Source organism: Mesorhizobium sp. M0437 (assembly GCF_040321335.1).
GTDB lineage: Bacteria > Pseudomonadota > Alphaproteobacteria > Rhizobiales > Rhizobiaceae > Mesorhizobium.
This window is the reverse complement of the sequence record NZ_JAMYRK010000029.1, coordinates 63638-71742: the sequence shown is the minus strand read 5'-3', so window position 1 is coordinate 71742 and position 8105 is coordinate 63638. Positions and strand designations below refer to the sequence as shown.

Genomic DNA, 8105 nt, shown 5'->3' with positions numbered 1-8105 from the left:
GCGCCTCCCCCACCCGCCGGTAGCCGGGGGGGGAGATGAGCGGCGTGCCGGCCTCCGAGATCCGCGCTCCGCTTTGGCCGGCCTCGAGCGCCGCGATCAGCTTCGGTCCGGCCTCGCCGGCATTGTGCTCGTGGTAGGCGGTGGTGCGGCGGCGGATGCCGTAGCGGTCGAGCAGCACGCGGCTGACACGTGTGTCCTCGCAAGCGACGATATCGGCGGCGGCGAGCGTTTCCAGCGCGCGCAGCGTGATATCGGCGAGATTGCCGATAGGCGTCGCCACCAGGTAGAGCGCCGGCTCGAGCGGCCGGGCGGCGATTTCGGTCTGCCCGACCACATAACTGCGTTTGGCCGATTCGCCGGTCACCTGCACAACTCCGTTCGACCCTGTTTGGCACGGCTCACGCTTGGTTGCAAAAGCCTGGGTTGCAAAGGCCCTGGTTCCAAAAGGGATGCCGACGTGAACCGGCCGCCATGCCTTCGCCACAGTAGGGAACGAAACCGTTGCCGGCGAATTTTACCCCTGATCTCGGGAGGAGCAGGATGGACAGCCTGACGATACAGGACGTTTTCGAACCCTACTATGCCGGCCGCAAACGCTTCGCCGCACCATGCGACAAGAGCCGGCCTGCCGAAGCCGCAGATGGCAGAGCCAAGAAGCCGCTTGCACGCCAGCGATCGGCAGAGAGCAAGCCCGCAAACGAAACCGACCGCACGATGGAGCACTGACCGGACGATGCCCAATCGCTTCGACATTTTCATCACCCGCCTCGAAACAAAAAGCGCCCGCGATGGCGCAGCGTCACATTCCACAGACGACCAGCACCATGCCTCACGCGACAAAAGCGAGATCAAGCCGGTCCGTTCCGGAGAGACCAGCGAAAAAGATCGCGCCAAACACCGCCACAAGCACGAGGCTTGACCCCGCAAACCTTAGCGATCGGTCGAGACAGTTCTCGCAGCGCGGTTGCGCATGCTCCGCGATGTATCGTTCAACCCAGATACTTCGAGACACGCGCCTCCAGCAGGCCCACCAGAGCCGGGTCCATGAATGCATAGTCGTCGGGAATATCGAGGCAGATTACCCGAGCCTTTTTCAGGCTTGTCTTGAATTTCTGCTGCAGTTTGGCGCGGTGCGTTTTTTCCATCACGAAGATGATGTCGGCCCAGGCGACGAGTTCATGCGTCAACGGAATGTCGGCATCGTGATTAGTGCCGGCCGAAGCGACCTCGATGTCCCGCCGCTTGGAAAACACCTGCTCCGCCGTCGGGCTGCGCAAGCGATTCTGGCTGCAGATGAAGAGAACGTTCTTCAACGTGCTATCTGGCCAAATCCGCCACGACCGCATCGAGCACGATCATGCCGGCCGGCGTGGCGCGCAGGCGCGCATTGCCGATCGGCGCCACCAGGCCTTCGTCCTGCAGTACCGACAGCCGTGCCGTCGACAGGCCGCGCCCTGAAAATGCCTCGTAGCGGGAAAGGTCGATGCCTTCCGCCAGCCTCAGCCCCATCAGCAGGAACTCGTCGGCCTCTTCCGACCGCGTCAGGATCTCGCCGCCGGTAACGCCATGGCCCTTGGCCTCGACCAGATTGGCCCAAGTCTCCGGCATTTTCTCGGCGATCGTCACCACGCGCCGGCCATTTTCGACGAACCGGCCATGCGCGCCGGGACCGACGCCGACATATTCGCCATAACGCCAGTAGGTGAGATTGTGCCGGCTTTCGGCGCCGGGCCTGGCATGGTTGGAAATCTCGTAGGCCGGCAGTCCGCGCGCGGCGGTGATCTCCTGTGTCAACGCGTAGAGATCGGCGGCAAGCTCATTGTCTGGAATGATGAACTTCCTTGCCGCATGCAGCGCATGGAACGGCGTGCCTTCCTCGATGGTCAGCTGATAGAGCGACAGATGGTCTGCGGCGTGGCCGATCGCCTGCTCGAGCTCCGCCTGCCACGCTTCCGGCGTCTGACCGGGCCGCGCGTAGATCAGGTCGAACGACAGCCGTGGGAATATCTCGCGCGCCAGGCCGATCGCATGCAGGGCCTCATCGACATTGTGCAAACGGCCGAGGAAGCGCAGATCCTTGTCGTGCAGCGCCTGCACGCCAAGCGATACCCGGTTGACGCCGGCCGCGCGATAGCCGCGAAAGCGCTCGGCCTCGACGGAGGAGGGATTGGCCTCCAGTGTCACCTCGATGCCATCAGGCACCGTCCAGTTCTTCGCCACTGCATCCAGCACCGCCGCCACGGTCTGCGGTTTCATCAGCGATGGCGTGCCGCCGCCAAGAAAGATACTGGTCACCTCGCGCGGCCCGGTGCGGCCGCGCATCGTCGCCAGCTCGGTCTCGAAGGCGCGGGCAAAACGCTCCTGGTCGACCGGCTGGTGGCGGACATGGCTGTTGAAGTCGCAATACGGGCATTTGGCCGCGCAGAACGGCCAGTGGACGTAGACGCCGAAACCAGGCCTGCGGTCGAGCAGCATGGTCATACGGCGGCCAATCGGGCTTGCGCGAATTTCTGGAAGGCGCGGGCACGGTGCGACAATGCGGTTGGCTGGCCGGGCTTCCAGCCATGCTTGTCCTTCGCGCTCATCTCGCCGAAGGTCTTCTCGAACCCATCGGGCAAGAACACCGGATCGTAGCCGAAGCCGAGCTCGCCGCGCGGCGGCCATACCAGCGTGCCCTCGACCTCACCGCGAAAATATTCCGCCTGGCCATCGGGGAAGGCCAGGCAGATGACCGCGACAAAGCGGCCCTTGCGCTGGGCAGGCGTGATCGCGCCAACTTCTTGCAAGGCCACTTCCGTGCGCTGCATGGCCATGCCGAAGTCGCGGGAGCCGTCCGGCGTCTCAGCCCAGTTGGCGGTGTAGACGCCGGGTGCGCCGTCGAGCGCATCGACACACAGGCCGGAATCGTCCGACAGCGCCGGCAATCCAGTGGCCTTGGCGGCGGCCAAGGCTTTTATGAGGGCGTTCTCCTCGAAAGTGGTGCCGGTCTCGTCCGGTTCCGGCAGGCCGTATTCCTTTGCGGACTTCGCTTCAATGCCGAATGGCGCCATCAGATCGGCGAATTCTCGCAATTTGCCGGCGTTGTGGCTTGCGACGATGATCTTATGCCCATCAAGCGAATGAATAGTTGGCGAATGCATCAGATGCCCCAAATTCGTGGCTCGGCGAATTCGATCGAATTGCCGGAGGGATCGCGAATATAGATCGAGCGGCCGCCTTGCGGCCACTCGAACTCGCTTTCGATGGCGATTTTCTTCGCCTCAAGATGCGCTTTCCAGCGTGGGATTTCATCCGCGCTTGCGGCGAAGCAAAGATGGCCCTGGCCGACCGCGCCATGCGGCGGCACGGGCAGCTTGGCGTCGGCCCGCGGCGGCACTTTGGTGGCCTCGGCATTGAAGATAAGCAGCACGCCGTCGCCGCAGCGGAAGAAGAGATGCCTGCCATCGACCTTACCGAGCAGATCGAGCCCGAGCACGCCCGAATAGAACCGTTCCGCGGCAGCAAGGTCGGTCACGTAGAGTGCTGATTCCAGGATTGCGGAAGGAGTCACAGGATCGCCAATCTCATCAATATTGGACCGCAGCTAAGCCACCGCCATTTGCTGCAAGCTGACCAGGCGCTGAATGCCTTTCTTGGCGAGCCCCATCAGCGCCGCGAACTGCTCTTCCGAGAACGGCTCGCCCTCGGCCGTGCCTTGGATCTCGACGATGCCGCCCTTGCCGGTCATGACGAAATTGGCGTCGGTGCCGGCCGAGGAATCCTCGATGTAGTCGAGGTCGATGACCGGCTGGCCATCATGGATTCCGCAGGAGATTGCCGCAACGTGATCCTTCAGCACCTTGCTCAGGCTCGCCATCTGGCGGGCTTCCATCCAGCGCAGGCAGTCGTAGAGCGCCACCCAGCCGCCGGTGATCGAAGCGGTGCGCGTGCCGCCGTCGGCCTGGATCACGTCGCAGTCGACGGTGATCTGCTGCTCGCCGAGCGCCTGCAGATTGACCACGGCGCGCAGGGAGCGGCCGATCAGCCGCTGGATTTCCAGCGTGCGGCCGCCTTGTTTGCCGGACGAAGCCTCGCGGCGCATGCGCTCGCCGGTCGAACGCGGCAGCATGCCGTATTCCGCCGTCACCCAGCCCTTGCCGGAGTTGCGCATCCAGCCCGGCACCTTTTCCTCCAGGCTGGCCGTACACAGCACATGCGTGTCGCCGAACTTCACCAGGCACGAGCCTTCCGCATGCTTGGAGACGCCGCGCTCGAAGGAGATGGGGCGCATTTCGTCGAATTGGCGTTTGGAAGGGCGCATTCAGGCTTCTTTCTTTCTTCGGAATCTTGGCCGGGGAATCTTGGCCGGCTTGTAGCCGCACGGGGCGTGACGCGCAAAGGAAAATGGACCGGTTGCGCCGACACCGCGGAAGTCTATATCTTCGGGGCGGAGGTTTTGGCTCGAAATGACAAAGGCAGTCGATCCCGGTTTGCAGTCGCACGTGCTCCCCTCGCACGCGCTGCAATCGCCCGCGCTTCAATCGCTCGACATGCGTTCGCGCGACATCTTCCGGCGCATCGTCGATTCCTATTTGAGGGATGGCGAGCCGGTCGGTTCGCGCAGCCTGTCGCGCATCCTGCCGTCGTCGCTGTCGCCGGCCACCATCCGCAACGTGATGAGCGACCTTGAGCATCTCGGCCTGATCTATGCGCCGCACATTTCGGCTGGCCGGCTGCCGACCCAGGCAGGCCTGCGCTTCTTCGTCGATGCTTTCATGGAACTTGGTGACCTCTCCGACGAGGAGCGCCGCACCATCGAGGCCCAGGTGCGCGCCTCCGGCTCGGGCGCGACGCTGGAGCATATGCTGACCGAGGCCAGCCAGATGCTGTCCGGCATGTCGCGCGGCGCCGGCCTCGTGCTCGCCGCCAAGAATGAGGCGGCGCTTAAGCACATCGAATTCATCCAGCTCGAGCCGACCAAGGCGCTGGCCGTGCTGGTCTCGCAGAACGGCGACGTCGAAAATCGCGTCATCGATCTGCCCGCCGGCATCACCATCTCGCAATTGCACGAAGCCTCTAACTTCCTCAACGCCCATATCCGCGGTCGCACCCTGGCCGAGGCGCGGGTCGAGATCGCCCGCATCAAGGAAGAGACCAGGGCGGCCCTCGACACGCTGTCGCAGGATCTGGTCGAGAAGGGCCTGGCGGTCTGGGCAGGCGCTGAAAGCGGCGTGCCTGGGCGGCTTATCGTGCGCGGTCGCGCCAATCTCCTGGAAAACGTCACTGCCCAGGCCGACATAGAATTGCTGCGGCATCTGTTTGAGGATCTGGAGACGCAGGATGGGCTGATCCAGCTTCTCGACCTCGCCGAGGCAGGCCCAGGCGTGCGCATATTCATCGGTTCGGAAAACAAGCTGTTTTCGCTGTCTGGCTCCTCGCTGGTGGTGGCACCCTATCGCGACAAGGACGCGCGTGTCGTCGGTGCGCTCGGCGTCATCGGGCCGACGCGGCTGAATTATGCGCGCATAGTACCGATGGTCGACTATACGGCGCAGCTGATTTCGCGCATGCTGAGCTAGGAGCCGCCGCGGCCTGCCGCAAGGAGGAGAAAAGAATGGCGCTGGAATCGTTCAAGGCCCAGATCAGTCTGCTGCTCGAAGAAATGATCAACCAGCCAGAGGATCAGCACGAGGTACAAGAGCAGTTGCGCGAGAAGCTGCAAGAGATGCGGGCGATGGGTTTACCGCTGCCGGCCGATCTGGTCGCGCTGGAAAAGCGCCTCGACGACGACTTTTACGCCTCTGGCAACTGAACGGGTTCGGCTTCAAATCCTCGTGTGCTGGACGGCCGCTTGGAACGATCAATACCTGATGCCGTTTGCCCCTGTTCGAGGCGAATCCCGGAGGACGTTGATGATCCGATCTGGCGGCTTTGCGGCCTTGGCCGCTGCCCTCCTTGTTGCGACACCGGCAGCCGCCCAGCAGGCGGATCAGAATGTGCTCAAAGGCGAAGCCGCGTTTGGCGATTGGCACGCCGACAGGCCTGGCGTCCGACGCCTGATTGGGCCGCGAGACATGCCGGCAGCCGACCCCGCCCAATCCGCTTCGAACGGCGCCGGCGTGGCGGAACGGCCCGAAAGCGCCAAGCCAGAATTGCCGTCGGGCTTTTCGGCTGAAATGATCGCATCCGGCATCGTCAATCCACGTGTCGTGCGCGTCGCTCCGAATGGCGACCTGTTTGTTGCCAACAGCCATGCCGACCAAATACGCGTCTATCGTCTCGCCGAGGGCAGCGCCAGGCCCATCGAGAAAGCGATCTTCGCCAAGGGGCTCAATTATCCCTACGGCATCGCCTTCTATCCGCCAGGAGACAAACCGCAATGGGTTTATGTCGCGAACAGCGACAGCATCGTCCGCTTCCCCTATCGCGATGGCGACCTGAAGACATCCGGCAAACCAGAAACCATTGTCGCCAAAATCCCGTCGGGTGGTCACACGACCCGCGACATCGCCTTCTCGCAGGACGGCAAAACGCTTTATTTGTCGGTTGGCTCCGCCTCGAACGTCGCCGAGGATATAGGCAAGGAGCCGGATAGCGGCCTCGACGCCTGGGCCAAATCAAAGCCGCTCGGGGCGGCCTGGGGCTCCGATGACGGCCGTGCCGATGTGCTCGCCTTTGACCCGGATGGGAAAAATCCGCGAACTGTCGCCACCGGCCTGCGCAACTGTACGGGCATGACCGTGCAGCCCGCCACCGGCGCATTGTGGTGCGTCGTCAATGAGCGCGACGAACTCGGCGACAATGTGCCGTTCGAATTTGCAACGGCGGTCAAGGACGGCGGATTCTATGGTTGGCCTTGGTACTACATCGGCAATAACGAGGATCCGCGCCATCAGGGCGAGCGGCCAGACCTCGCCGGCAAGGCCACTGTCCCCGATGTATTGATGCAGGCGCATTCGGCGCCGATGAATATAGCCTTCTACGACGGCAAGAACTTCCCGGCGGATTATCAGGGTGACGCCTTCGTCGCCATGCATGGTTCGTGGAACCGTGGCGCCAGGACCGGTTACAAGCTGGTGAGGCTCAAATTCAGGGATGGCAAGCCGACAGGCGAATATGAGGACTTCATGACCGGCTTCGTCATCTCGAACGACGCCGTCTGGGGCCGCCCGGTCGGTGTCGCGATGGCCAAGGACGGCTCCCTGATCGTCACAGAGGACGGTAACGGCACCATCTGGCGCGTTACCTACGAAGACGGCCGCTCCTGAACGGCGGTGTCGCCTGCTGCGCTGGCGCAATCGAATCCGGCCCGAGGGAATTCACCCAACTTCAACATTGTGCGACAAGCGCCAATCATGACACTCACCGGGTTCCTCGCCTATAGTGCTGCCCTCGGCATCGCCGCGGCCATCCCCGGCCCAGGCGTCACCGCGCTTGTTGCGCGTGCTCTGGGTTCCGGCTTCCACTCGTCGCTGGCCATGTCGTTCGGGCTGATGCTCGGCGACCTGACCTATCTCACTGCCGTGGTGCTCGGCCTGGCTTTCGTCGCACAGACTTTCGGCATGGTCTTCCTGGCCATCAAATGGCTGGGCGTCGCCTACCTCGCCTTTCTTGGCTGGCGTTTCTGGACGAGCGGCATCACGCCCGAAACGGTGGAGGCGAAGAAAGGCAAGGGCGGCTTGGCATCCAGCTTTGTAGTCGGCCTTGCCGTCACGCTCGGCAATCCGAAGACGATGATCTTCTATCTTGCCATCACCCCGACCATCGTCGATCTGAAGACGATCACGCTGGCCGATTACGGTATCCTCGTCGCGCTCACCATCGTCGTCCTGCTCGTCGTGCTGGTGCCCTATCTGGCGCTGGCGGCCAAGGCGCGCTGGTTCCTGAAGTCGCCGCGGGCGCTGAGGGCACTCAACCGCACCGCCGCCGGCTTTATGGTCGGCGCGGCGGCGGCAATTGCCGCCCGCCAATAGATCTCTTTCGCCAATCCGCCCAACGATTGCCACGCCTTGCAAAGGCGGGGGTACTCAGCACGAACTTCACTCGGATATTTTTCGATCGACAGCCTATCTTGCGCGGTGGATGGCTCTATCCTATGCCCGCGCGACTCTTGCCGCTTTACCTCT

General features: G+C 63.1%; 11 protein-coding genes. 5 read left to right on the top strand and 6 right to left on the bottom strand.

Translation table 11 applies throughout. From position 1 onward, the window contains the following. Positions 1-364 (bottom strand): SAM-dependent methyltransferase (locus NKI72_RS19315; RefSeq protein WP_352850512.1); only part of this gene is annotated, 364 nt, incomplete at its 3' end. 176 nt (positions 365-540) lie between these two features. Between NKI72_RS19315 and NKI72_RS19310 the strand changes: the two genes are divergently transcribed. Next, the gene (locus tag NKI72_RS19310) at positions 541-726 is read left to right on the top strand and encodes a hypothetical protein (protein WP_352539786.1); all 186 of its coding nucleotides are present in this window, start codon (positions 541-543) and stop codon (positions 724-726) included. 263 nt (positions 727-989) lie between these two features. Here the strand turns inward: NKI72_RS19310 and NKI72_RS19305 are convergent, their stop codons facing one another. Genes NKI72_RS19305 through rph form a run of 5 tightly spaced genes read right to left on the bottom strand, consistent with a single transcriptional unit; the run spans position 990 to position 4300 of the window. Further along, positions 990-1313, bottom strand: coding sequence for a low molecular weight protein tyrosine phosphatase family protein (locus NKI72_RS19305; RefSeq protein WP_023678977.1), 324 nt, complete (start codon positions 1311-1313; stop codon positions 990-992). Positions 1314-1317: 4 nt separating this feature from the next. Further along, positions 1318-2481: a radical SAM family heme chaperone HemW gene (hemW, locus tag NKI72_RS19300; RefSeq protein ID WP_352770195.1), complete on the bottom strand. Its 1164-nt coding sequence runs from the start codon at positions 2479-2481 to the stop codon at positions 1318-1320. Next, entirely contained in the window at positions 2478-3125 is a 648-nt protein-coding gene (gene rdgB / locus NKI72_RS19295) for an RdgB/HAM1 family non-canonical purine NTP pyrophosphatase (RefSeq protein ID WP_352614790.1), read from the bottom strand. The genes hemW and rdgB overlap by 4 nt, the downstream gene beginning before the upstream one ends. A gap of 14 nt (positions 3126-3139) precedes the next feature. Further along, entirely contained in the window at positions 3140-3550 is a 411-nt protein-coding gene (locus NKI72_RS19290; RefSeq protein ID WP_352473571.1) for a VOC family protein, read from the bottom strand. 33 nt (positions 3551-3583) lie between these two features. After that, the gene (rph, locus tag NKI72_RS19285) at positions 3584-4300 is read right to left on the bottom strand and encodes a ribonuclease PH (protein ID WP_352473573.1); all 717 of its coding nucleotides are present in this window, start codon (positions 4298-4300) and stop codon (positions 3584-3586) included. Positions 4301-4445: 145 nt separating this feature from the next. On the opposite strand from rph, the gene hrcA reads away from it, so the two are divergent. From hrcA to NKI72_RS19265, 4 genes are all read left to right on the top strand, one after another. Continuing rightward, positions 4446-5558, top strand: coding sequence for a heat-inducible transcriptional repressor HrcA (gene hrcA, locus NKI72_RS19280; protein ID WP_502893799.1), 1113 nt, complete (start codon positions 4446-4448; stop codon positions 5556-5558). A 35-nt stretch (positions 5559-5593) separates the two neighbouring features. Continuing rightward, complete coding sequence (locus NKI72_RS19275) at positions 5594-5791, top strand: hypothetical protein (RefSeq protein WP_023678983.1); 198 nt, start codon at positions 5594-5596, stop codon at positions 5789-5791. Between the two features lie 100 nt (positions 5792-5891). Then, positions 5892-7247: a PQQ-dependent sugar dehydrogenase gene (locus tag NKI72_RS19270; RefSeq protein ID WP_352850511.1), complete on the top strand. Its 1356-nt coding sequence runs from the start codon at positions 5892-5894 to the stop codon at positions 7245-7247. An 87-nt stretch (positions 7248-7334) separates the two neighbouring features. After that, complete coding sequence (locus NKI72_RS19265) at positions 7335-7952, top strand: LysE family translocator (RefSeq protein WP_352837007.1); 618 nt, start codon at positions 7335-7337, stop codon at positions 7950-7952. Positions 7953-8105: the final 153 nt, after the last annotated feature.